At 72.5% G+C, this 23,739-nt stretch carries 20 protein-coding genes; 15 read left to right on the top strand and 5 right to left on the bottom strand.

Annotated elements, in window-relative coordinates:
* The first annotated feature begins 53 nt into the window (after positions 1 to 53).
* The 3 genes from miaB (at position 54) to dapF (ending at position 3,586) form a co-directional block, all read left to right on the top strand.
* The gene (miaB, locus tag GD632_RS11170) at positions 54 to 1,574 is read left to right on the top strand and encodes a tRNA (N6-isopentenyl adenosine(37)-C2)-methylthiotransferase MiaB (protein ID WP_152192118.1); all 1,521 of its coding nucleotides are present in this window, start codon (positions 54 to 56) and stop codon (positions 1,572 to 1,574) included.
* Positions 1,575 to 1,694: 120 nt separating this feature from the next.
* Entirely contained in the window at positions 1,695 to 2,603 is a 909-nt protein-coding gene (miaA, locus tag GD632_RS11165) for a tRNA (adenosine(37)-N6)-dimethylallyltransferase MiaA (protein WP_152192116.1), read from the top strand.
* A gap of 71 nt (positions 2,604 to 2,674) precedes the next feature.
* Positions 2,675 to 3,586 (top strand): diaminopimelate epimerase, encoded by a 912-nt coding sequence (gene dapF, locus GD632_RS11160; protein WP_152192114.1) that lies wholly within the window; start codon positions 2,675 to 2,677, stop codon positions 3,584 to 3,586.
* Here the strand turns inward: dapF and GD632_RS11155 are convergent.
* A complete protein-coding gene (locus tag GD632_RS11155; protein WP_152192112.1) occupies positions 3,583 to 4,188 on the bottom strand; it encodes a class I SAM-dependent methyltransferase in 606 nt (201 codons plus the stop codon). The genes dapF and GD632_RS11155 overlap by 4 nt on opposite strands.
* A 93-nt stretch (positions 4,189 to 4,281) precedes the next feature.
* On the opposite strand from GD632_RS11155, the gene hflX reads away from it, so the two are divergent.
* The 7 genes from hflX to GD632_RS11120 all read left to right on the top strand — a co-directional run bounded on the left by hflX (position 4,282) and on the right by GD632_RS11120 (position 13,903).
* Positions 4,282 to 5,769 carry a GTPase HflX gene (hflX, locus tag GD632_RS11150; RefSeq protein WP_152192202.1) on the top strand — a complete coding sequence of 496 codons (1,488 nt, stop codon included), beginning with the start codon at positions 4,282 to 4,284 and terminating at the stop codon, positions 5,767 to 5,769.
* Positions 5,766 to 7,778: an ATP-dependent DNA helicase gene (locus GD632_RS11145; protein WP_226924810.1), complete on the top strand. Its 2,013-nt coding sequence runs from the start codon at positions 5,766 to 5,768 to the stop codon at positions 7,776 to 7,778. Before hflX ends, GD632_RS11145 begins: the two co-directional genes overlap by 4 nt.
* Before the next feature lie 284 nt (positions 7,779 to 8,062).
* The gene (locus tag GD632_RS11140) at positions 8,063 to 9,073 is read left to right on the top strand and encodes a TRAP transporter substrate-binding protein (protein WP_193311448.1); all 1,011 of its coding nucleotides are present in this window, start codon (positions 8,063 to 8,065) and stop codon (positions 9,071 to 9,073) included.
* Between the two features lie 36 nt (positions 9,074 to 9,109).
* Positions 9,110 to 11,020 (top strand): TRAP transporter large permease, encoded by a 1,911-nt coding sequence (locus GD632_RS11135; RefSeq protein ID WP_152192108.1) that lies wholly within the window; start codon positions 9,110 to 9,112, stop codon positions 11,018 to 11,020.
* Entirely contained in the window at positions 11,020 to 12,222 is a 1,203-nt protein-coding gene (locus GD632_RS11130) for a M24 family metallopeptidase (RefSeq protein ID WP_152192105.1), read from the top strand. The genes GD632_RS11135 and GD632_RS11130 overlap by 1 nt, the downstream gene beginning before the upstream one ends.
* A 7-nt stretch (positions 12,223 to 12,229) precedes the next feature.
* Complete coding sequence (locus GD632_RS11125) at positions 12,230 to 12,790, top strand: MarR family winged helix-turn-helix transcriptional regulator (RefSeq protein WP_152192103.1); 561 nt, start codon at positions 12,230 to 12,232, stop codon at positions 12,788 to 12,790.
* A 159-nt stretch (positions 12,791 to 12,949) separates the two neighbouring features.
* Positions 12,950 to 13,903, top strand: a complete 954-nt coding sequence (locus GD632_RS11120; RefSeq protein WP_152192101.1) for an L-lactate dehydrogenase — start codon at positions 12,950 to 12,952, stop codon at positions 13,901 to 13,903.
* On the opposite strand, the gene lexA is transcribed toward GD632_RS11120, so the two are convergent.
* Positions 13,900 to 14,568, bottom strand: a complete 669-nt coding sequence (lexA, locus tag GD632_RS11115) for a transcriptional repressor LexA (protein WP_226924817.1) — start codon at positions 14,566 to 14,568, stop codon at positions 13,900 to 13,902. The genes GD632_RS11120 and lexA overlap by 4 nt on opposite strands.
* A 208-nt stretch (positions 14,569 to 14,776) precedes the next feature.
* Between lexA and GD632_RS11110 the strand changes: the two genes are divergently transcribed.
* Together GD632_RS11110 and nrdR are read left to right on the top strand one after the other, a co-directional pair.
* Entirely contained in the window at positions 14,777 to 15,214 is a 438-nt protein-coding gene (locus tag GD632_RS11110) for a LysM peptidoglycan-binding domain-containing protein (protein ID WP_152192099.1), read from the top strand.
* Between the two features lie 91 nt (positions 15,215 to 15,305).
* Positions 15,306 to 15,827 carry a transcriptional regulator NrdR gene (nrdR, locus tag GD632_RS11105; RefSeq protein ID WP_152192096.1) on the top strand — a complete coding sequence of 174 codons (522 nt, stop codon included), beginning with the start codon at positions 15,306 to 15,308 and terminating at the stop codon, positions 15,825 to 15,827.
* A 47-nt stretch (positions 15,828 to 15,874) separates the two neighbouring features.
* Here nrdR and mgrA read toward each other — a convergent pair whose 3' ends face one another.
* From mgrA to GD632_RS11090, 3 genes are read right to left on the bottom strand one after another with little or no spacing between them, the layout of a single operon-like run.
* Positions 15,875 to 16,900, bottom strand: a complete 1,026-nt coding sequence (gene mgrA / locus GD632_RS11100) for an L-glyceraldehyde 3-phosphate reductase (RefSeq protein WP_152192094.1) — start codon at positions 16,898 to 16,900, stop codon at positions 15,875 to 15,877.
* A gap of 26 nt (positions 16,901 to 16,926) precedes the next feature.
* Entirely contained in the window at positions 16,927 to 18,135 is a 1,209-nt protein-coding gene (serA, locus tag GD632_RS11095) for a phosphoglycerate dehydrogenase (protein ID WP_264371889.1), read from the bottom strand.
* Between the two features lie 56 nt (positions 18,136 to 18,191).
* Positions 18,192 to 20,402, bottom strand: coding sequence for a HelD family protein (locus GD632_RS11090; RefSeq protein WP_152192088.1), 2,211 nt, complete (start codon positions 20,400 to 20,402; stop codon positions 18,192 to 18,194).
* A gap of 116 nt (positions 20,403 to 20,518) precedes the next feature.
* Between GD632_RS11090 and GD632_RS11085 the strand changes: the two genes are divergently transcribed.
* Genes GD632_RS11085 through GD632_RS11075 form a run of 3 tightly spaced genes read left to right on the top strand, consistent with a single transcriptional unit; the run spans position 20,519 to position 23,684 of the window.
* Positions 20,519 to 21,646 (top strand): SpoIIE family protein phosphatase, encoded by a 1,128-nt coding sequence (locus GD632_RS11085; protein WP_193311447.1) that lies wholly within the window; start codon positions 20,519 to 20,521, stop codon positions 21,644 to 21,646.
* Complete coding sequence (locus GD632_RS11080; RefSeq protein WP_226924809.1) at positions 21,643 to 23,256, top strand: sensor histidine kinase; 1,614 nt, start codon at positions 21,643 to 21,645, stop codon at positions 23,254 to 23,256. Before GD632_RS11085 ends, GD632_RS11080 begins: the two co-directional genes overlap by 4 nt.
* Positions 23,253 to 23,684 (top strand): response regulator, encoded by a 432-nt coding sequence (locus tag GD632_RS11075; RefSeq protein WP_152192084.1) that lies wholly within the window; start codon positions 23,253 to 23,255, stop codon positions 23,682 to 23,684. Before GD632_RS11080 ends, GD632_RS11075 begins: the two co-directional genes overlap by 4 nt.
* The last annotated feature ends 55 nt before the right edge of the window (positions 23,685 to 23,739 follow it).

Here is a 23,739-nt window from a genome sequence, read left to right as displayed (position 1 = left end):
CGTCCCCACCGGGGCCGTGGGGTGCCGACCGGGCGAACTACACTTGTCCGACGATGACTGCCACCGCCAGCGCGCCCCGCACCTACGTCGTGCGCACCATGGGCTGCCAGATGAACGTCCACGACTCCGAGCGACTGGCCGGCATGCTCGAGGGCGCCGGCTACGTGCCCGCCGAGGCGGGCGCCGGCGAGGCGTTGGGCACCGGTGCGGACGTCGTCGTCATCAACACGTGCTCGGTGCGCGAGAACGCCGCCAGCCGCCTCTTCGGCAACCTCGGGCAGCTCGCGTCGGTCAAGCGCTCGCGGCCGGGCATGCAGATCGCCGTCGGCGGCTGCCTCGCCCAGCAGATGCGGGACGGCATCGTCGACAAGGCGCCGTGGGTCGACGTCGTCTTCGGCACCCACAACCTCGACGTCCTGCCCACCCTGCTCGAGCGGGCGCGGCACAACGCCGAGGCGCAGGTGGAGATCGAGGAGTCGCTCAAGGTCTTCCCGTCCACGCTGCCCACCAAGCGCGAGTCGGCCTACGCCGGCTGGGTGTCGATCTCCGTGGGCTGCAACAACACGTGCACCTTCTGCATCGTCCCCCACCTGCGCGGCAAGGAGCGCGACCGCCGGCCGGGCGACGTGCTGGCCGAGGTCGAGGCCGTCGTCGCCCAGGGCGCCATCGAGGTCACCCTGCTCGGGCAGAACGTCAACTCCTACGGCGTGGGCTTCGGGGACCGCGGCGCCTTCGCCAAGCTGCTGCGTGCGTGCGGCCAGGTCGCGGGCCTGGAGCGGGTGCGCTTCACCTCCCCGCACCCGGCCGCCTTCACCGACGACGTCATCGAGGCGATGGCCCAGACGCCCACCGTCATGCCGCAGCTGCACATGCCGCTGCAGTCCGGCTCGGACCGGATCCTGCGGGCCATGCGGCGCTCCTACCGCTCGGCGAAGTTCCTCGGCATCCTCGACCGCGTCCGTGCCGCCATCCCGGACGCCGCGATCAGCACCGACATCATCGTCGGGTTCCCGGGGGAGACCGAGGAGGACTTCCAGGCCACCCTCGACGTCGTCGCGGCCTCCCGCTTCGCCAGCGCCTTCACCTTCCAGTACTCCCCGCGGCCGGGCACGCCCGCGGCCGACCTGCCCGACCAGGTCCCGGCCGACGTCGTCGCCGAGCGCTACCAGCGCCTGGTCGCGCTCCAGGAGCGCATCGGGACGGAGGAGAACGAGCGTCAGGTCGGGCGCACCGTCGAGGTGCTCGTCTCCGACGGCGGCGGGCGCAAGGACGGGGCGACCGCCCGCATCAGCGGCCGTGCCGCCGACAACCGCCTCGTCCACGTCGCGCTGCCCGAGAGCGTGACGGACGCCCCGCGCCCCGGTGACATGGTGACGGCGACCGTCACCCACGGCGCCCCCCACCACCTCGTCGCCGACTCCCCGGCGCTCGGCGGCACCTACGCCCTGCGCCGCACGCGCGCCGGCGACGCGTGGGAGCGGGCCCAGCGCGGGGACCACGACCACGGCGGCGGTGCGTCCCCGGCCGTGGGCGGCGCCGTCACCCTCGGCATGCCGACCCTGCGCGCCCGCTGAGCGGCGTGCTCCCCGGACCTCTCGTCGCCCCTCCTCACCACGGCGCGCCCGTCCGCTCGGGCCGAGGTGAGCGGGAAAGACGACCGGTCCGCTGGTGCCGCGGTGGGTAGCCTGGACGCCGTGCCGGCCCCCGTCCTCGCTGTCGTCGGGTCCACCGCGACGGGCAAGTCCGACCTGGCCCTCGACGTCGTCGAGCTCCTCGGCGGCCCCGCGGCGGCGGAGGTCGTCAACGCGGACGCCATGCAGCTCTACCGCGGCATGGACGTCGGTACCGCCAAGCTCCCCGTCGCCGAGCGGCGCGGCGTCGCCCACCACCAGCTCGACGTCCTCGACGTCACCGAGGAGGCGAACGTCGCGGCCTACCAGCGCGAGGCCCGCACCGACCTCGCCGCCGTGGCCGGGCGGGGCCGCCGCGGTGTCCTCGTCGGAGGCTCCGGGCTCTACGTGCGGGCCGCCCTCGACGAGCTCGAGTTCCCCGGCACCGACCCCGAGGTGCGCGGGCTCCTGGAGGCCCGCGCCGAGGAGGAGGGGCCCGGGATGCTGTATCGGGAGCTCGCCGAGCGCGACCCGGTCGCCGCCGAGCGGATCCCGCCGGGGAACACCCGCCGGATCGTGCGGGCCCTGGAGGTCATCGAGCTGACCGGACGGCCCTACTCGGCCACGATGCCCGAGCACCGCTACCACCTGCCCGCCGTGCAGGTGGCCATCGACGTCCCGCGCGAGGAGCTCCTCACCCGCATCTCCGTCCGCGCCCGCGCGATGCTCGACGGCGGCCTGCTCGAGGAGACCCGCGAGCTGCTCGCCGCGGGGCTCGCGCAGGGCCGGACCGCGTCACGCGCCGTCGGCTACGCCCAGGCGGTCGCCGTCCTCGAGGGCCGGCTCAGCGTCGAGGACGCGCACGCCGCCATCTCCGTCGCCACGCGGCAGCTCGCCCGCCGCCAGCAGCAGTGGTTCCGCCGCGACCCGCGCGTCCACTGGCTGCCGCCCTCGGCGGACCTGCCGGAGCAGGTCGCCGCCCTCCTGGCGTAGCCCCACCCGGTCATCCGGGCAGGGATCGGACAGGTGCGGGGGAGGTGGTGGGGGCGCGTAGGCTCGTCCACATGTCGCCGCTGGCCCCGCTCCGGGGCGTCCCCCTCACCAAAGGGCACGCCACCGAGAACGACTTCGTCCTCCTCACCGATCCCGACGCCCGCCTCGACGTCGACGCCGAGACCGTGGCCGCCGTGTGCGACCGGCGCGCCGGCATCGGCGCCGACGGCCTCGTGCGCGCCGTCCGGTCCGCCGCGCTCGGGACGCCCGAGGCGCGCGCGGCGGCGGCGCAGGGCGCCGAGTGGTTCATGGACTACCGCAACGCCGACGGCTCGGTCGCCGAGATGTGCGGCAACGCCGCCCGGCTCCTCGCCACCTACCTCGTCGACGAGGGCCTCATCGCCCCCGCGGACGGCGAGGCGGTGCTCGTCGGCACCCGTGGCGGCGTCCGGGCGGTCACGCGCACCGGTGGGGACTGGACCGTCGACATGGGCCCGTGGCAGCTGCCCGGGGGTGGCGACGCCGTCACCCGCGGCTTCGACGTCGCCGTCCAGGTGCGTGGCCTCGAGGGCACGCGGGCCGGGCTGCGGGTCACCATGCCCAACCCGCACACCGTCGTCGCGCTGCCCGACGAGGAGGAGCTCGCGGCGGCTGACCTCGTCCCGCTCGTCGCCGTCGACCCCGAGCCCGCCGACGGCACGAACGTCGAGGTCGTCGTCCCGCTGGGGGAGACGACGACGGACGGCGAGCCCACCGGCACCGTCCGCATGCGCGTGCAGGAGCGCGGCGCGGGGGAGACCCGCTCGTGCGGCACCGGCGCGTGCGCCGTCGCGGTCGCGCTGCACGCGTGGGGCGGCGCGGGCGCGCCCCGCCTGTGGCGGGTCCTCGTGCCGGGCGGTGAGCTCGTCGTGCGGCTCACCGACGACGGGCGCGCGCTGCTCACAGGCCCCGCGACGCTCGTCGGGCGGGTGACGCTCCGCTAGGGGCGCCGCACGTCGAGCACCCGGAAGCCCTTGGAGCTCGACAGTCGCTCCGTCGGCATGCCGAGCTCGGTCTCGACCCAGCGCTGCAGGGAGTCGGCCCCGAGGTTCTTGCTCACCACCAGCCGCGCGCACCCGGCGGGTGCCAGCCGGCCCAGCCACGTGCGCAGCAGCGCGTGCAGCGCCTCCTTGCCGATCCGGATGGGCGGGTTGGACCACAGCTCGTCGATCCCGCCCGCGACGAGCGCCTCGGCCTCCTCGGGCGCGGCAACGACGACGTTGCCGAGCCCCAGGGCGGCGGCGTTCCGCGCGGTGAGGTCCCGGGCCCGCTCGTTGACGTCGACGGCGACGACGCGTGCTCCCGGGGAGGCGGCGGCCATCGCGAGGGTGACCGGACCCCAGCCGCAGCCGAGGTCCACGAGCGTCCCGGTGGGCGCCGGGTCGGGCACGGCGTCCAGGAGCACGCGCGTCCCGATGTCGAGCCGGTCGCCGGAGAAGACGCCCGGCGCGGTGCGGACCTGGACCGGCCGCCCGCGCAGGACGACGTCGAGGGTGCGGGTCTCCCCGGGGGAGGCCGGCCGCGCGGTGAAGTAGTGCTCGCTCACCCACCGAAACCTACCCCGCTGCTGGGGATAACTGGTCGCCGGACCGGGGCCGCCGTGGGATCCTGGGACGTGGTGGACGACGACTGGGAGACCATGGCAGATCACGACGACGACGCGGCGCAGGAACGCGACCCCGCACGGGACGTCGTGGCACGTGTGCTCGCCCGTGCCGGGACGGCACTCCAGACCGGCGACGCCGCGGGGCACGAGCTCGACGGCGACCAGCTCGACCGCGAGGAGCGCTCGGCGCTCCGTCGTGTCGCCGGCCTCTCGACCGAGCTCGAGGACATGTCCGAGGTCGAGTACCGGCAGCTGCGCCTCGAGCGGGTCGTCCTCATCGGCCTGTGGTCCGGACCGCAGGCGGAGCTCGCGGAGGTCTCGCTCCGCGAGCTCGCGGCGCTCGCGGAGACCGCCGGTTCCATCGTGCTGGACGCGGTGCTCCAGCGCCGCGCCACCCCGGACCCGGCCACGTTCCTCGGCTCGGGCAAGGCGGCCGAGCTCGCCGAGCTCGTCGCCGAGGTCGGTGCCGACACCGTCGTCGCCGACTCCGAGCTCAGCCCCTCCCAGCGCCGTGCGCTCGAGGACGTCGTCAAGGTCAAGGTCATCGACCGCACCGCCCTCATCCTCGACATCTTCGCCCAGCACGCCAAGTCCCGGGAGGGCAAGGCGCAGGTCGAGCTCGCCCAGCTGGAGTACCTGCTCCCGCGCCTGCGCGGGTGGGGCGAGTCGATGTCCCGGCAGGCCGGTGGCCGCGTCGCGGGCGGTGCCGGCATCGGCTCCCGCGGACCGGGTGAGACGAAGATCGAGCTCGACCGCCGCCGCATCCGCACCCGGATGGCGCGTCTGCGTCGCCAGATCGCCGCCATGGCCCCCTCCCGGGAGACCAAGCGCGCCTCACGGCACCGCGCGCAGGTCCCCGCCGTCGCCATCGCCGGCTACACCAACGCCGGCAAGTCCTCCCTCCTCAACCGGCTCACCGGCGCCGGCGTGCTCGTCGAGAACTCACTCTTCGCCACCCTCGACCCCACGGTGCGCCGGGCCGAGACCCCGGACGGGCGCGCCTACACCCTCGCCGACACCGTCGGCTTCGTGCGCTCGCTGCCGCACGAGCTCGTCGAGGCCTTCCGCTCCACCCTCGAGGAGGTCGCCGACGCCGACCTCATCCTCCACGTCGTCGACGCCGCCCACCCCGACCCCGAGGGGCAGGTCAAGGCGGTGCGCGACGTCCTCGCCGACATCCCCGGCGCGGACGACATCCCCGAGGTCGTCGTCCTCAACAAGGCCGACCTCGCCGACCCCGGCACCGTCGCGGGCCTGCGTACCCGCTACCCCGGCGCCGTCGCGGTGTCGGCACGCACCGGCGAGGGCATCGAGGAGCTGCGCGAGCGCATCGCCGAGCTCCTCCCGCGCCCCTCGGTGCGGGTCGAGGTCCTCGTGCCGTACTCACGCGGCGACCTCGTCTCGCGAGCGCACGCCACCGGTGAGGTGCTCGCCGAGGAGCACACCGGCGCCGGCACACAGCTGACGGCGCTCGTCGACCCGACCCTCGCGGCCGACCTCACCGCCGCCGCCTCGGCGTGAGCGGCACGCCCGAGCTGCTCGCCGCCGCGGTCCGGCGCCTGGGCGGCAGGGAGCGCGCGGGCCAGCTCGAGATGGCCGAGGAGGTGGCCCGGACCCTCCGCGAGCCGCGAGCCCTGCTCGTCCAGGCCGGCACCGGCACCGGGAAGTCCCTCGGCTACCTCGTGCCCGTCCTCGACCACGCCGTGCGCCACCACCAGCGCGCCGTCATCTCCACCGCCACCCTCGCCCTCCAGCGTCAGGTGCTCACCCACGACGTCCCGCTCGTCGCCGACGTCGTCGCCGCCTCCGGTGCACCGCGCCCCGAGGTGGCGCTCCTCAAGGGCTGGCACAACTACGTGTGCAGACACAAGGTGGCCGGCGGCTACCCGACCGAGGACGAGCCGGGCCTCTTCGCCGTCGACGCCGCCACGGCCGACGCCGCGGGCAGCGCCTCCCGGGGCCCGCTCGCCGAGCAGGTCGTCCGGCTGCGCGAGTGGGCCGAGGAGACCGACACCGGTGACCGCGACGACCTCGACCCGGGCGTCGGTGACCGCGCGTGGCGCCAGGTGTCGGTGACCAAGCTCGAGTGCCTCGGGGCGAGCTGCCCGATGCTCGAGGAGTGCTTCCCCGAGGCGGCACGCCGGGCCGCGCACGAGGCCGACGTCGTCGTCACGAACCACGCGATGCTCGGCATCGCCGCGGCCGGCTCGCCCCGGGTGCTGCCCGAGCACGAGGTCCTCGTCGTCGATGAGGCACACGAGCTGGCCGAGCGCGTGACGGCCCAGTCCACTCTCGAGCTGTCCACCGCCGTCGTCGACCGCACGGCGCGGCTGGCCCGCAAGCACACCGGGGTGGCCGTCGAGGCCCTCGACGCCGCCGGCCGCGCGCTGGGCGGCTGGCTGGAGACCGCGCCCACGGGCCGGCTGCGCTCGGTGCCCGCCGAGCTCCTCGACGCCGTCACCCTCCTCGAGGCCGGCAGCCGCGAGGCGATCAGTGCGATGCGCGGGGAGACCGACGCCGAGGCGGGCGGGCGGCTCATGGCGCGTTCGGCGATGGTCGTCCTCCACGAGATCGCCGAGCGCCTCCTCGGCGACGGCGTGGCCCAGCGCCGCGAGGTCCTGTGGTGCGAGCGCGGGCGCACCGGCTTCGAGTCGGCCCGCCTCCACCTCGCCCCCCTCGACGTCGCCCGCCCCATCGCCACCGAGCTGCTCGCCGGCAAGGCGGCCGTCCTCACCTCCGCGACGCTCTCCCTCGGCGGCAGCTTCACGCCCGTGGCGCGCACCCTCGGCGTCAGCCTCCTCGACCACCTCGAGGCCGACGACGACGCCCCGCGCCCCGCGCCCGGGCCGCGGTGGCAGGGGATCGACGTCGGCTCGCCCTTCGACTACGGCCGCCAGGGCATCCTCTACGTCGCCCGCCACCTCCCGGCGCCGGGGCGCGAGGGACCCGGGGCGGACGCGCAACGGGAGCTCGTCGAGCTCGTCCGCGCCTCCGGGGGCGGCGCCCTCGGGCTGTTCTCCTCCCGGCGCGCCGCGGAGGAGGCCGCGGAGCTGCTCCGGACCGAGATCGACACCCCGGTCCTGTGCCAGGGGGAGGACCAGCTGCCCTCGCTCGTGCGGCGGTTCGCCGAGGACGAGTCGGCGACCCTCGTCGGCACCCTGTCCCTGTGGCAGGGGGTGGACGTGCCGGGGCGCACCTGCCGGCTCGTCGTCATCGACCGCATCCCCTTCCCCCGGCCCGACGACCCCGTCCGCTCCGCCCGCTCGGAGGTCGTCGCCGCGGGCGGTGGCAACGGGTTCATGTCCGTGGCGGCCACGCACGCGGCGCTCCTCCTCGCCCAGGGCGCCGGACGGCTCATCCGCTCGACGGAGGACCGCGGCGTCGTCGCCGTCCTCGACTCGCGTCTCGCCACGGCCCGGTACGGCAGCTTCCTGCGCGGCTCCATGCCGCCGCTGTGGCCGACGACCGACGGCGAGGTGGCGCGCGCCGCGCTGCGTCGCCTGGCGGCACGGCCGGCGCTGACCCCCTAGCGGGGACTCGTTCTCGACAGCGCGGACGAAGCAGGTGGCTGCCTGCCGTCCGGCCCGCACCGGCCCGCGGGGCTGGCCCCACCCGAAGCGGTCGACGTTCCGTGGCAACAGATGGCAACCGGATTGACGAACGGTGTTGCCATGTCAACACTCAATGGTGTTGCAATGTCAACACGCAAGGTAACCCTCCCAGAGCGCCGGGCGCGGGGCACGCACACTCCGGCGACCAAAGGAAAGGCAGGACGATGCCGTCCCCATTGACCACCACGCGCAAGAAGACATTCATGCTCACCAGCCTCGGAGTCGGCGCAGCGCTCCTGGCAGCATGCGCCCCTGACACGGCTGACGACGGCGACATCGGTGAGGACGTCATCAGGTACCGGGTTGCGACCATCGAGGGCATCGGCACGCCCATGAACGACGGCTTCGACCGGTTCGTCGAGGAGGCCGAGACGTGCTCCGATGGCCGCCTCGTCGGCACAAACTACCCAGCTGGCCAGCTGGGTGGGTTCGTCGACCTGATCGACGGCAACCGCAACGGCACGTACGAGATCACCAGCGGCGGGTTCGACGTCGAGGACCAGCTCTCACCGACACTCGCTGCGCTCTCGCTCGGCTACGTCTTCGAGGACGAGGAGCACGTCGAGCGCGTCATCGACGGGATGCTGCCGCAGATGGCCGAGGAGCTTGAAGCGAGCACGGGCGCAACGATCCTGGGCATGGGCGAGGACGGCTGGCGCTGGACCTTCAGCTCAACACCCATCGAGACGATCGAGGACACCCAAGGCCTGGGCATTCGAGTGCCGGAGGCCGACATCCCCCTAGGGCTGTGGAACGCCCTCGGCGCCTCCCCGACCCCTGTGCCGTTCACCGAGATGTACAACGCCCTGGAGACCGGCGTCATCGAAGCTGGCGAGGGTGCCCTGGCGCAGATCGCCGCGAACGCCTTCCACGAGCCCGCCCCCTATCTCAACAACACCAAGCACTGGTTCAACATCAAGCCTGTCCGCGCGAACGCCGAGTGGTTCAACGGACTCGATGACGACCTGCAGGCATGCCTCCGGACCACTGCCGAAGACGTGTTCGCTGACGTTCGTGAAACCAGCCGCCAGCTCGAGGCCGAGACCGTTGCGGAGCTCGAGGCCGAGGGCGTCACGGTGTTCGAGGAGCCCGCGGACCTCGAGGTGTGGAAGCAGCGTTCGGCCACCTACGACGAGGTCTACTTCGGCGAGTACCCCGAGGCCGAAGAGTTCATCAACGACGTGCGGTCCTATGCCGCAGGCGACCAGGAGTAGGCCTTGACTTCCGCCGCGGCAACGAGCGGAGGAGGCGTGACCCACCCTCCGGACAAGCCACTCGTCCTCGAAGACATCGCCGAGTCCGAAGCCTTACCTCCTGCCCGGGATACCCGCCTCTCCCTGCTCCGGCAGTTTGATCGAGCCATCGACATCCTCGCCGCACTGCTCCTCATCATGATGGTCAGCGTCTCCATCGTTCAGGTGTTCATGCGGTATGTGCTCGGCTCGCCACTGCCATGGCCCGAAGAGATGGCCCGATGGGCGTTCCTCTGGCTCGTCATGATCGGCTGCGTGACCGTCACCCGCACAGGCAGCCACATTCGAATGTCGATGTTCGTGCACATGCTGCCTCAGCGGACACGCCCTTACACCGATCTCCTCGGTATCGCCCTGTCGGCTACGGCGCTGGCGCTGATCGGATACCTCGGCCTTCAACTCATGGGCCAGACGACCGGGGCATCGATCACCGGGGCGATCTCCTATCACTGGCTCTACCTCGCGCTGCCGGTTGGTAGCTTCCTGTCCCTGGCGACCTTGCTCCGCTCAGACGTGAAGGGTGTACCGCGAGGCGTCGTCTACGGGGTCGTCGCGTTAGGAGCGGGTCTGGCGTTCGTGGTCCTCGAGGGGGTCCAGCACTCCTACCTCGTCGTACTGGACCCCACCGCCACCTCCCTGGTCGCCTCGATGCTGCTCCTCGCCTTGGGAGCCCCCGTCGCTCATGCCCTGTTGGTCGGCGCCGCCGTCGCTTTCGCCGCAGGCGGGCTTCCCGACGTGGTCATCGCCAACCACTTCGCCTCACAGGTCTCCACCAACTTCACCCTCCTGGCGATCCCCTTCTTCATCCTCATGGGTGCGCTGATGAATGCGGGCGGGATCACGGCCGCCATCATCGATCTCGCCCAGCGATTCGTCGGCCACCTCACGGGAGGCCTCGGCCAAGTCAACGTCGCCACCTCGACGCTGCTGGGTGGCCTCTCGGGCTCGAGCTCAGCCGACTCGGCCATGGTGTCCAAGCTCCTTGTCCCGCCCATGGAGCGCGCAGGCTACCCTCGAGCGTTCGCCGCCGCCCTGACTGCGGTGGGAGCGATCACCACGACGATGATCCCGCCATCGATCTCGTTCCTGCTCTACGCCTCACTGGCGGGGGTATCGGTCGGGGCGCTGTTCATGGCCGGCATCATCCCGGGCCTGATCTTCGCGGCGTCCCTCATGATCGCTGTGAGGGTGCTGGCCGGTAGCCGGGTCTACCCAGGGATCCGAGCTGAGAAGCGATCAGGGTGGAGCGCCCGCGGTCGAGCTCTCGTGTTCGCGCTTCCTGCCTTGGTACTGCCGCTCGGCATCCTGATGCTTCTGCGCGGGGGAGCCGTCACCGCAACTGAGGCAGGCGCAGTTGCCTGTGTATTCGCCCTGATCATCGGCTTCGGGCTGTACCGCAAGTCATCGATCCGATCCACGTGGCAGGCGGCCAAAGAGTCAGCCAACGACACGGCGGTGATCTTGTTCCTCCTCGCCGCCTCCGGACCGCTGGCCTGGCTCCTGATCGCCGAACAGGTGCCAGCCACCGTGGCGGGTGCCCTCGAGGGTGTGGACAGTCAGCTGGCCCTCATGGCACTGATCGTGGTGTTTCTCCTCGTCGTCGGACTCATCCTCGAACCTCCACCCGCCATGGTCCTGGTCGTCCCCATCCTTGCTCCGATAGCCCAGGCCGCCGGCATCGATCTGGTGTGGCTCGGCGTCGTTCTGGTGCTGTCGATCATGCTCGGCCAGATCACCCCACCGGTCGGGGGCCTCATCTTCATCGTGGCTGGCGTCGTGCGCGCAAGAGTGGCCGCCGTCTACTGGGAGGCTCGCTGGCTGTACATACCTGTTGTCGTGGTGCTGGCACTGCTGGTACTCATTCCCGCCCTGTCTCTGTGGCTACCAGCCGCACTGGGTTTCGGCTGATGGACTCCATCAGCCCCGTGTTCGACACTAAGAAGGAGTTCCCATTGGTGACCGTTCCGCCCTCCACCCCCACACCGGCGTCCGAGCACGTCGAGCGCCAGCGCCGACTGCGTTCCGCCATGGCCGAGGAGAATATCGACGTCCTCGTCTGCTACGGCGATGCCTGGCGTACTGCCAATACCCGGTACTTCACCGACTTCCGCCCGGTGGACGGCATCAACGGCATCGAGCAGGCGGTGGTCCTGCTCCCCTTGCAGGACGAACCACAGCTCTTCGTCGCAGAGGGCTGCTTCGATGCCGCCCAGGAATCAACCACCTTTCCGGTCCGGTTGCTGGAGGAACTGCCCACTGTCTCAGCCGCACGGCTTGGTGCAGGCAGAGCTGGACTGATCGGCGTCGCCGGTATGGGACAACTGCCGGTGCCGGTGCACGCTGGCCTCGAACGGCTCACAGAGGGCCGCCGATCAGTCGAGACAGACATCCTTGCCAAGACCAAGGCAGTCAAGTCCGACTGGGAAGTTGAGCAGCTGCGTCACGCAGCGAGGCTGACTGACGCGGCTGTCTCGCGCATGAGGGAGGTCATCACCTCGGAGCAGCGCGTATCCGAACGGGAGCTCGCCCGCGAGGCAGACAGTGCCATGATTCAAGCTGGCGCCGACGGTGTGGCCTTCTTGTCGATGGTCCAGTCAGGAGAACGATCAGCCTACAGCCTGGCGCTGCCCTCGAACCGCGAGATCCGCGCGGGGGACCTTGTCCTGACGGACGTGGGTGCGCGCTACGGCAACTACGTTGCTGACGGTGGGCGGGGCTTCACAGTCGGTGACGTCTCGGACGAGGTGATGGACGTCGTGGACGCGTCGGTCTCGGCGGTGGAGGCCGGGCTGGCGTTCGCCCGCCCGGGCATCACCGCTGCCGCGCTGAACCATGAGATCCAGAGCGTCCTTCTCGACCGGGGCTATCGCGACTACTCCATCGAGGCACGCGGCCGCGGTACCGGTCACGGGACGGGCATGGACCCAGAGGAGGAGTTCCCGTGGATCGGCCCTACCAGCACGAACATTCTCAGTGCCGGCATGGTCTTCACCCTCAAGGCGACGATCAACAAGCCCGGGGTCGGTGGACTCCGCACGGAACGCGTGGTCCACCTGACCGACGAATCAGCGCAGCCGTTGGACGCCGCTCCGATGCGCAACCACTGGTGATACCGAAGTGACGGAGAACATCAGCATCGATGACGCAGAACGTAGTTCCACGAATGCCAAGGACCTCCGTCGGTCTCCCCTGCCACGCACCGCGGCAGGGGAGGCATCCACCCCCTACCACCTGGTGACCATCGGCAACGCGATCTCGTGGGGCAGCGCCAGGGAGTACCTGGACCGATTCGGGATCGGCGTGAACGAATGGCGGGTGATGGCTCACGTGGCGAATGACCCCGGCTGCACTGCAACGAGCGTCAGTCAGTTCTTGCGCATCGACAAGTCGGTCGTGAGCCGCAGTGTCAAGAGCTTGATCGGCAAAGGATACGTCGGTGTCGAGCCCGAGGGTGGAGCCCGCAAGATCTACCTCACCGAGTCTGGCGTGGAGCACCACGCTCGGGTCCTTCCGATCGCGTTGCGGCGAGAGGAGATCCTCCTGACCGGTTTCACAGCCGATGAACGCGCTGTTCTCATGCACATGCTACGAAGGATGCACTCGAACCTCGCCGCGATGAACGAGTTCGACCACCAGGCGGACCGCCTTGACCCGCCCCAAGGGCACCCTCCATCGTAAGCAGCCCGCCGAGGGCGGGCGCCCGTGTCCTACGGCACCGACGCGACGAGAGCTCGCCTGACTGTGAGGTGGCGCCGTCCTCCGCGCCATCACCATATGGCTCACAGCGTGAACAGATACCCCCTAGGCTCGGAGCCGTCGTCGACGGGAGGAGCAGCAATGGCACGCGCAGGAGCGAGCACGGTCGCGATCGTCGGGGCCGGTGCGGTCGGGGCGACCCTCGCCTACGCCCTCCTCATGCAGGGGGTGGCCGGGCGCGTGGTCCTCCACGACGTCAACCGCGCGAAGGTCGAGGCCGAGGCCCTCGACCTCGCCCACGGCATCCAGTTCATGCCGCACGCCCAGATCGTCGGCTCCGACGACGTCGAGGCCTGCCGCGGCGCCGACGTCGTCGTCATCACGGCCGGGGCCAAGCAGCGCCCGGGCCAGAGCCGCCTCGACCTCGCGGCCAGCACCGTGGGGCTCATGCGCACGCTGGTCCCGCGGCTCACCGCCGTCGCCCCTGACGCGATCTTCCTCATGGTGACCAACCCGGTCGACATCGTCACCCAGGCGGCCCTGGCGATCTCCGGGCTGCCGCGTGAGCAGCTCTTCGGCTCGGGCACCGTCCTGGACACCTCGCGCCTGCGCTACCGCATCGCCCAGGAGACCGGCATCGCGGCGCCCAACGTCCACGCCTACGTCGTCGGCGAGCACGGTGACTCCGAGCTCGTCCTGTGGAGCTCGGCCATGGTCGGCGCGGTCCCGCTCCTGGACTGGAGCAGCACGCACGCCCCGCTCCTCGACGAGCCCTCCCGGGCGGCCATCGCCGAGGAGGTCGTCACCGCGGCCTACAAGATCATCGAGGGCAAGGGCGCGACGAACTACGCCGTCGCGCTCGCCGCGGTCGGCATCATCCAGGCGGTGCTGCGGGCGGAGAACCGGGTCATGCCGGTCTCGACCCTCCTCACCGACTACGTCGGCATCTCCGACGTGTGCCTGTCGGCGCCCACCGTCGTGGGTGGTGACGGCGCCCAGGAGCGTCTCCTGCCGCCGATGACGCCCAGGGAGCAGGCCGGACTGCGCGCCAGCGCCGAGCACATCCGGGCCGTGGCCCGCGAGCTGGGGTTCTAGAGGCTGCGCAGCACCGACACGACGCGGCCGAGGATCTGGGCGGCGTCACCGTCGATCGGCGAGTACGCCTCGTTCGCCGGCATCAGCCACACGTGCCCGTCACGGCGCTGGAACGTCTTGACCGTGGCCTCGTCGTCGAGCAGGGCCGCGACGATCTCCCCGTTCTCGGCGACCGGCTGGCGCCTGACGACGACCCAGTCGCCGTCGCAGATCGCGGCCTCGAGCATCGAGTCCCCGCGCACCTTGAGGAGGAAGAGCTCCCCGTCCCCGACGAGCTGGCGGGGGAGGGGGAAGACGTCCTCGACCGCCTGCTCGGCGAGGATCGGGCCGCCGGCGGCAATCCGTCCGACGACCGGCACGAAGGTCGGGGCCGGGGCGTCGCTCGCGTCCTCCGGGCTGCCGAGCTGCGGCCCGCGCACCTCGCTGCCGACGATCTCGATGGCGCGCGGGCGCTTCGGGTCGCGGCGCAGGTAGCCCTTGCGCTCCAGGGCGGTGAGCTGGTGCTTGACCGAGGACGGGCTCTGCAGTCCGACGATCGTACCGATCTCACGCATCGTCGGGGGGTAGCCGCGCTCGTCGACGCTGCGCCGGATGGTGTCGAGGACGAGCCGCTGACGCTCGGTGAGTGCGCCGTCGAGGGGCTCCTGCTCCGGGAGCTCGTGCACCGTCGCGCCGCTGTCGGGCTCGTCCTGGCCTGGGTTCACGGCACGTGCTCCTCGAATGTCAGTGGTCGGTGATGGGCTCGTCCTCGACAGCGTAGAAGGCTCCCGGGCTGAGATCAAACATCTGTTCGACGGCGTGTCGACAGCGGCGGCCTCGGGTAGTACGGTGTCGCACAGACGTTCGACGTACAGACGTTCGAAGGAGTAGACGATGAGTGCACTAGCGATTCCCACGGCCCCGGTCCGGCAGGTGCCCGCCCGGCGCCGGGGGCACCTCCAGCTCGTCGGCCCCGGCTACGTGGCCCCCGGCCCCCAGCGCGTCGCGCCCGCGCGTCCCGTCCCGCGCCCGGCCGTCCGTCTCACCGCGCGCGGGCGGCTCGTGCGGTCCCTCCTCGTCCTCACCGTCGCCCTCACCGCGGCCGTCACCGGCGGCAGCTGGCTCGGGGGGCTGACCGCGGACGCGCAGGGCTACCAGGGGCCGGTGGAGCGGGTGAGCGTGTCGGCGGGGGACACCCTGTGGGCGATCGCCGCCGGCACGGCGGGGGAGGGGCAGGACGTGCGCGAGGTCGTCGACGACATCCTCGAGCTCAACGGGCTCGCCTCCGGCGACCTCGTCGTCGGTCAGCAGCTGGTCGTCCCGGCGGGCTGAGTCCGCGCAGCCTTGCACCTCGCGCTCGGGCGCCCGTACCGTGCTCCCAGCGGTGCCACACGGTGGCCTGCCCAAGCAGCGAGGAGCTCACGTGCACTGTCCGTTCTGCCGGAATGCGGACTCGCGGGTCATCGACTCGCGCACGGCGGACGACGGTTCCGCGATCCGTCGGCGTCGCGAGTGCACGGCCTGCCACCGTCGCTTCACGACGATCGAGACCTCCAGCCTGTCGGTCGTCAAGCGCTCCGGTGTGGTCGAGCCCTTCAGCCGCGAGAAGGTCGTCGCCGGGGTGCGCAAGGCGTGCCAGGGCCGGCCCGTCTCCGACGACGACCTCGCCCTCCTCGCGCAGCAGGTCGAGGAGACCGTGCGTGCGGCCGGGGCCGCGCAGATCAACGCCCACGAGGTCGGGCTGGCGATCCTCGGACCGCTGCGCGAGCTCGACGAGGTGGCCTACCTCCGCTTCGCCAGCGTCTACTCGGCCTTCACGTCCCTGGAGGACTTCGAGACGGCGATCGCGGCACTGCGTGCGGAGCGCCCGCTGGACCCGCCGTCCGCGGCGCCCACCGATGACGCCTCCGCTACTGTGGTGGCCAGCGAGCCCGGCTCGCGCTGACCACCGGTGACGGTGGCGGAGGGGAAGCCGCCACCGTCACCGGTCTCTCAGCGTCGCGCCCAGATGTTGATGCCGGCGTCCACGGCGTGCATGTCGATACGCTCGAGCTCCTCCGCGCCGAGGGCGAGGTTGTCCAGCGCCGCGAGGGAGTCGTCGAGCTGTCGCACGCTCGAGGCGCCGACGAGCGCCGTCGTCACGCGGGGGTCGCGCAGCACCCACGCGATGGCGAGCTGGGCCAGCGTCTGGCCCCGCTCCCGCGCGATCTCCGCCAGCGCCCTGATGTGGGTGAGCGTCTCGGCGGTGAGGAACTCCTCGCGCAGCGACCCGCCTCGGGCGGCGCGTGAGTCCTCGGGGATGCCGTCGAGGTACTTCTCGGTGAGCATCCCCTGCGCGAGCGGGGAGAACACGACGTTGCCCATGCCCGCCTCCTCGGTGACGTCCAGCACCGAGGGGCTGCCCTCCTCGACCCAGCGGTTGAGCATCGAGTAGGAGGGCTGGTGGACGAGCAGCGTCAGGCCGATCTCCTCGGCCACGGCGACCGCCTCGGCGGCGCGCTCGGCGGTGTAGGAGGAGATGCCCGCGTACAGTGCCCGGCCGGAGTCGACGGCGGTCTTGAGCGCCCCCATCGTCTCGCGCAGCGGCGTCCTGGGGTCGTCGCGGTGGGAGTAGAAGATGTCGACGTAGTCCAGTCCCAGACGGCGCAGGGAGGCGTCCAGGGAGGACAGGAGGTACTTGCGCGAGCCCCACTCGCCGTAGGGCCCGGGCCACATCCGGTACCCCGCCTTGGTGGAGATGACGAGCTCGTCGCGGTAGGGCGCGAGGTCCTCGGCGAGGAGCCGCCCGAAGAAGGACTCGGCCGCGCCGGGCGGCGGGCCGTAGTTGTTGGCGAGGTCGATGTGCGTGACGCCGCGGTCGACGGCGTGCAGGACGATCTCGCGCTGGGCCTCCTCGGCGTTGCCGTGGCCGAAGTTCTGCCACAGCCCCAGGGCGATCGCGGGGAGGTCCAGGCCGCTGCGCCCGCAGCGGCGGTAGGTCATCGTGTCGTAACGGTCGGGCGCGGGCTGGTAGCTCATGGCCTCACCGTAGTGCGGCCCGGCGGTCAGCGACCGGCGAGGAGGACCCGCAGCCGGATCGTGTCGGGTACCTCGTCCAGCGCCTGGCGGGCCTCGTCCGGCAGCTCCCCGCCGATGTCGGTGACGACGTAGCCGAGGTCGCCGCGGGTGCCGAGGATCTGGCCCTCGATGTTCGCGCCGCTCTCGGCGAAGGCCTGGTTGACCAGCGCGAGCGCGCCCGGCGTGTTGCGGTGGAGGTAGGTCACCCGGTAGCGGGCCGTCGGCGCGCGGTCCAGGGCGAGCGGCGGGACGTTGACGCTCATCGTCGTCGTGCCGTCCAGGAGGTAGGAGACGAGCTTGTTCGACACGAACGCCCCGATGCCCTCCTGCGCCTCCTCCGTGGAGCCTCCCACGTGCGGGGTGAGGATGACGTTGGGCAGGCCCCGCAGGTCGGAGTCGAAGGGGTCGCCGTTGCGCTTGGGCTCCTCGGGGAAGACGTCGACGGCGGCGCCGGCGATCTCGCCGGTCAGCACCCGCTCGCGCAGGGCGGCGTAGTCGACGAGGAAGCCGCGTGAGAGGTTGAGGAAGATCGCCCCGGGTCGCATCCGCTCGAACTGCTGGCGCCCGAACATCCCGGCGTTGCCCGCCCGGCCGTCGACGTGCAGCGTGACGACGTCGGCGACCTCGAGGAGCTCCTCGAGGCTGCCCATGCGCCGGGCGTTGCCCAGGGCGAGCTTCTCGGCGGTGTCGTAGAAGACGACCCGCATGCCGAGTGCCTCGGCGAGCACGGAGAGCTGCGTGCCGATGTTGCCGTAGCCGACGATGCCGAGCGTGCGGCCGCGGACCTCGTGCGAGCCGGCCGCCGACTTGTCCCAGCGGCCCGCGTGCAGCGCGCTGTCCTGCACCGTGAGGCGACGGTTGAGCGCGATGATCTCCCCGAGGGTGAGCTCGACGACCGAGCGCGTGTTGGAGAAGGGCGCGTTGAACACCGTCACCCCGCGGTGGGCGGCGGTGGCGACGTCGACCTGGTTGGTGCCGATGCAGAAGGCACCGATGGTGAGGAGGTCCGGCGCGGCCTCGAGGACGCGCCGCGTGACGGTCGTCTTCGAGCGGATGCCGAGCACCTGGACCCCGTCGAGGGCGGCGATGAGCTCGTCCTCGTCCATGGCGCCGGTGTGGCGCACCACCTCCAGCCCGGCGGACTCGAGGGCGGCGTCGGCGTTCTCGTGGGGGTTCTCCAGTAGCAGTGCGCGCACCCGCCCATGGTGGCGCACCGGTGGGCGTTCGGGGAAACCGATCCGCCCTGCGGACGTCAGTCGGCCAGGCCCGGGGGCAGTGCGCCGCGGTGCAGGACGTGGAGCAGCCGCGTCGGGCGGGTCATCGCGACGTAGAGGTCACCCGGCCCGCCCGTGGCGACCTCCTGGGGCTCCACGAGGACGACGACGTCGAACTCCAGCCCCTTGGCGGTGACGGCGTCCAGGACGACGACCGGTGCGGCGAGCACGTCCCCGCCGGGAGCCTCGAGTGCGGTCCCGAGCCGGGGGGCGAGCAGCTCCCGCACCTGCGTCACCCGTCCCGCGCCCGTGATCACGGCGAGGCGTCCCTGGCCCATGGCCGCGTGCTCGGCGACGACGACATCGGCCACCTCACGGTCGCCGGCCACGCTCGTCGTGCGCAGCGAGCCGGGGACCGAGCGGGCCGAGCGCGCCGGGGCGGCCTGGGCGCCGCCGGCGGCGCGCAGCACCCGCACGGCGGCGCTCATCACCTCGGCCGGCGTGCGGTAGTTGATCGTCAGGGCGGCGGTCCGCACGTGCTCGCTCGCCGCGGTCCCGAGCAGCTCACCCCAGCTGCGCGCGGGCTGGTGCCCCGAGCGCTGGTCGAGGTCACCGACGAGCGTCATCGACCGGCTCGGGTTGCGGCGCAGCAGGGCACGCCACGCCATGGGGGACAGCTCCTGCGCCTCGTCGACCACGATGTGGCCGTAGGTCCACTCGCGGTCGGACGCCGCCCGCTCGGCGAGCGAGCGTCGCGCCTCCGGCGCCGCAAAGCGCGCGGCGAGGGTCTGCGCGTCCACCATCCCGCCGCCGATGCCGTCCTCGCGGATCGCGTGCTCGGCGTAGGCGACGGCGGACGCCCGCTCGGCGGCGCGCGCCAGACGCGCCCGCTCCTCCTCGGGGTTCTCCAGGCGCCCCAGCAGGACGGCGAGCTCGTCGAGCAGGGGCAGGTCCGCCGGTGTCCACGGGGCGTCGGCGGGGCGGCGGAGCAGGCGACGGTCCGCCGGGCTCAGGCCGCGGCCGTGCCGGGCGAGGAACGCCGGATCGGCGTAGAGGCGGCGCAGCAGCTGCTCGGGCGTCGTGGGCATCCACCGCAGGTTGATCTCGCGGCGGGCGTCGCGCGACTCCCGCAGCGACTGGAGCAGCCAGCCCTGCTCGGACTCGAGGTCCAGTCCCTTCTCCTCCGCCCAGCGCCGGACGAGGGTGTCGAGCACGGCGGTCGCATACGTGCGACGTGCCACGTTGTACGGCCGGGAGCTGCGCCGGGCCCGCTCCTGGGCCGCGCGCACGTCCCCCGGCTCCAGGCGCACCCGCTCGCCGTCGACGTCGAGGAGGACCGGCTGCTCCAGGCGCCGGGGCAGCCCGCGCACGGCGTGGCGCAGCACCTGTGCCATCACCGCCCGGCCCTTGACCGCCGCGACCTCCTCCGGCTCCGTACCCGTCGCGGGGACGTCGGCGAGGAGGTCGTGGAGCGTCGTCGCGACGACGCCGCTCTCCCCGAGGGAGGGCAGGACCTGCTCGATGTAGCGCAGGAAGACCCGGCTGGGGCCGACGACCAGCACGCCCGAGCGCTCCAGACGCTCGCGGTGGGTGTAGAGGAGGTAGGCGGCGCGGTGCAGCGCGACCGCCGTCTTCCCGGTGCCCGGGCCACCCTCGACGACGAGCACGCCCTCGGAGTCGGCGCGGATGATCTCGTCCTGCTCGGACTGGATGGTCGCGACGATGTCGCCCATCCGGCCCTCACGGGCGGCGGCCATCGCTGCGAAGAGGGCGCCCTCACCGGTGAGTCCCTCGACGTCGGCCTCGGTGTCGAGCAGCTCGTCCTCCACGCCCGTGACCTGACGGCCACGGGTCATGAGGTGGCGCCGTCGCACGACGTCACCGCGCCGGGCGGCCGTGGCCTGGTAGAAGGGGCGCGCGGCCGGGGCACGCCAGTCGATGAGGAGCGACTCCTGGTCCTCGTCAGCGATCCCGATGCGCCCGATGTAGCGGCGCGCCGCGTCGGCGAGGTCGAGCCGGCCGAAGACGAGCCGGTTCTCCACCTGCTCCAGGCGCGCCAGCGTGTCCTCGTAGTGGACCGCGAAGGCGTCACGCTCCGAGCGGTTCTGCGGCGTGCCGCTCGCCCCCTGGCGGCGGACGTCCTCCAGGCGCTCGCGGTAACGGCGCCGGAGGTCGTCCAGGCGCCCGTAGACGTGGTCCACGAACTCCTGGTCCGCCTGCCACGTCGTCTCTACCTCGTTCGGCTGCACCGCGTCCCCGCTTCCGTCTCGACCGGCAGACCATTATGGACGACGGCGCGCGTGCCGTGCGTCGGTTGCCCCTGCCGCCGCTGCGTACGATGGCGCCACCGACCGGAAGGACGACTGTGACCGCTAGTGAGGCCCCCGCAGCCCTCCACCTGCTTCTCGTGGAGGACGACGACGGCGACGCCGTGCTCGTGGAGGAGCTCCTCCACGACGCCGGCATCGACACGGACGTCACGCGGGCCTGGAGCCTGGAGGCGGCCCTGGACGCCCTCGTCATGCCGGTCGACTGCATCCTCCTCGACCTCGGCCTGCCCGACGCCTCCGGGCTGGACGCCCTCCTCCAGCTGCGCGGCGCCTCCAGTGCGGCCGTCGTCGTGCTCACCGGTCTCGACGACGCCGACCGCGGCCTCGAGGCCGTCGGCGCGGGCGCGGACGACTACCTCGTCAAGGGCACGGTGGGAGGCGAGGCCCTCGGGCGCGCGGTCCGCTACGCCGTCGAGCGCCGCCGTGGCGACCGTGAGCAGCGCATCGAGGAGGAGCAGCGTGCCCACGTCGAGGCCGTCACGCGCCTCGCCGACGAGCTGCGGCCACCGCCGCGCCTCGCCGGGGCACCGGTCCGGGTCCTCGTCCGGAACAACGACGGCGGCCCGCTGTCCCCGCAGCTGTGCGACGTCGTCGAGCGGCCCGACGGCACGGTGCTCACCCTCACCGGGACCGCGCTGGGGGGCGGGCCGGAAGCGGCGGCGCTCGCCGTCGGAGTGCGCGGGGCCTTCCGCGGGCTCGCGCTGAGCGAGCTGCCCGCCGCCGAGGTGCTCACCGTCCTGGACCGTCTCGTCGCCTCCCACGGAGGCTCGGTGAGCGCCGTCGTCGTGGAGCTCGTGCCCGCCACCCGGGAGACGGTGTGCCACCTCGCGGGCCACCACGCCCCCCTGCTCCTGTCCCCGGACGCCGGCCCGCTCACCGCCGACGGCGAGCGCGGCGCGCCGCTCGGCTCGGGGCCGGCGCCGCGCCCCGCCGTCCAGACGCAGCTGCGTCAGCCCGACCGGCTCCTCGTCCTCCACGCCGCCGTGCTGGACCAGGCGGTCAGCGCCGCTCACGAGGGCTCCTCGCTCGCCGCGGTGCTCGAGGCCGCCTCCCGCGGCGCCGGTGACGACGCCGCGCTCGCGGACACGGTCGAGCGGGCGGTGCGCGCCTACGGCCCGGACGGGCAGGTCGAGTTCACCCTCCTCGGCTGGGCGCCGGCGTGAGGCCCGCACCCGGGGCGTGGACGCTGCGCAACCGGCTGCGGACGGCGATCGTCGTCGCGGGCATCTCGCTCGGGCTCGCCCTCATGGTCGCGCTCGCCGCCTTCAGCCAGCACTCCCGCTACCAGGACGAGGTGACGGGCGTCGTCTTCAACGCCGTCGTCGAGCTGGAGGAGCTGCAGGCCGACCTCATCGACGCCGAGGCCGCGGTCCGCGCGTACGCCCTCAGCGGTGACGAGGAGCTCCTCGCCCCCTACTCCGACCTCGCCTACGGCCGCCCGGACCGCGTGCGCGCCGGGCTCGCCGACATCATCGCGCGGGTCCCCGAGCTCGGCACGCACGTCGACGCGCTCGCCGACGCCACCGACGACTGGCGCGCCGGCTACGCCAAGCCCCTCGTCGACGCGACGCGCTCGCCCGGCGTCGAGGTGGACCTCGGCGAGTGGCAGGCCCCGGGAGCCGAGCTCTTCGACGAGGTGCGCGGGTCCCTGCGTGCGGCGCTCGACGACCTCATCGCCTACCGCTCCGAGGGCGCCGCCGCGATGGAGGCGTGGCAGCGGGTGCTGCTCGGCTCCGTCATGGCGCTGGCGGTCCTCGGCCTGGTCACCGGCGTCCTGCTGTGGCGCTACCTGCGCCGCTGGGTCACCGACCCCCTCGACGAGCTCGCCGAGGCCAGCCGGGCCGTGGCTGAGGGCGAGCTCGACCGGCCGGTGGCCGTCTCCGGGCCCGACGAGGTCGTCGCGCTCGCCCACGACGTCGACCTCATGCGCCGCCACCTCGTCGCCCAGATCGCGACGACCGAGCGCGCCAGGGTCGAGCTCGAGGCCTCCAACCGCGACCTCGAGCAGTTCGCCTACGTCGCCTCCCACGACCTCCAGGAGCCGCTGCGCAAGGTCGCGTCCTTCACCCAGCTGCTCGAGCGGCGCTACGGCGACCAGCTCGACGAGCGCGGGCACCAGTACATCGCCTTCGCCTCCGACGGCGCGCGGCGCATGCAGCGTCTCATCCAGGACCTCCTCGCCTTCTCGCGGCTCGGGCGCGGGGACGCGGAGCCGACGCAGGTCGACGTGGGGAGCTGCCTCACCGAGGCCCTGGACAACCTCTCGGAGATGGTCGAGGAGACCGGCGCGCAGGTCACCGCCGACGAGCTGCCGGAGGTCCTCGGCCACGCGGGCCTCCTCACCCAGCTCCTCCAGAACCTCGTCGCCAACGCCGTGAAGTTCCGCCGCCCGGAGCAGACACCGCACGTGCACATCGGGGTCCAGCGGGTGGGCTCGGAGTGGCTCTTCCGCTGCAGCGACAACGGCATCGGCATCGAGCCGCGCCACGCCGAGCGCGTCTTCGCCATCTTCCAGCGCCTCCACGCCAAGGACGCCTACAGCGGCACCGGCATCGGCCTGGCGATGTGCAAGCGCATCGTCGAGCACCACGGGGGTCGGATCTGGGTGGAGCACCAGGACCCGAGCAGGGGCACCACCGTGCGGTGGACCGTCCCCGTGTCCGCGCCCCGGGGGCTGCCGACCGTCGGGACACGCGCGGAGACGGGCGACGAGCGTGCCATCATGACCCCGGGCGCCGCCGGCGGCCCACAGACGAGTGAGGTGGACCGATGACCGACATGATCGAGGTGCTGCTGATCGAGGACGACCCCGGGGACGTCCTCATGACCGAGGAGGCCTTCGCCGACTACAAGGTCGCTAACCAGCTGACCGTCGTCGCCGACGGGGAGTCCGCCATGGCCTACCTGCGCAAGCAGGGGGAGTACGCGAGCGCACCGACCCCCGACCTCGTGCTGCTCGACCTCAACCTCCCGCGGATGGACGGCCGTGAGGTCCTCGGCGAGCTCAAGGCCGACCCGGAGCTGCGCCGCATCCCCGTCGTCGTCCTCACCACCTCCGACGCGGAGGAGGACATCCTGCGCAGCTACAACCTGCACGCGAACGCCTACGTCACCAAGCCGGTGGACTTCGAGCGCTTCATCGAGGTCGTCCGCAAGATCGACGACTTCTTCGTGTCGGTCGTGCGCCTTCCCGGCCGCTGAGCCGCCGGGAATGCGGGCCGGGGCCCGCGTGTTCCATCGGGTGACCGAAGCCTGA

Source organism: Georgenia satyanarayanai, assembly GCF_009193135.1.
In the GTDB taxonomy this organism is placed as follows: Bacteria; Actinomycetota; Actinomycetes; order Actinomycetales; family Actinomycetaceae; genus Oceanitalea; species Oceanitalea satyanarayanai.
The sequence above is the reverse complement of the archived record's forward strand: the minus strand, read 5'-3'. Positions and strand labels throughout refer to the sequence as shown.